Annotated in this window: 1 protein-coding gene; it reads right to left on the reverse strand. The window is 67.0% G+C overall.

Features of this window, described 5'->3' with window-relative positions; all coding sequences use genetic code 11:
• On the reverse strand, positions 1–418 hold a 418-nt coding region (locus tag GVL61_RS24585; RefSeq protein WP_159983884.1), incomplete at both ends, for a ScpA family protein.

Genomic DNA, 418 nt, shown 5'->3' on the forward strand with positions numbered 1-418 from the left:
CTCCTGCAGGTCGGCCACGTGCACGTCGGGGAAGCGCTGCACGACGCTCTGCTCGATGTGCACCTGCGCGCGCAGGAAGTCGCGGCCGTACTGCGGGGCGCTGCCCAGGCCCGCGGCGGCGAGCTTGATCTGCTCGTACTCCAGCAGGCGCCGCACCAGCTCGGCGCGCGGGTCTTCCGCCTCCTGCGCGCCTTCCTGCTTCTTCGGCGGCAGCAGCATGCGCGACTTGATCTCGATGAGCATCGCCGCCATGAGCAGATACTCGGCCGCCAGCTCCAGGTTGCGGCTGCGGATCTCGTCCACGTAGCGCAGGTACTGCCGCGTCACATCCACCATCGGGATGTCGAGGATGTTGAAGTTCTGCTTGCGGATCAGGTAGAGCAGCAGATCGAGCGGACCCTCGAAGGCCTCGAGGAAC

It is taken from the genome of Novosphingobium sp. 18050, assembly GCF_902706195.1.
Classification (GTDB): domain Bacteria; phylum Pseudomonadota; class Alphaproteobacteria; order Sphingomonadales; family Sphingomonadaceae; genus Novosphingobium.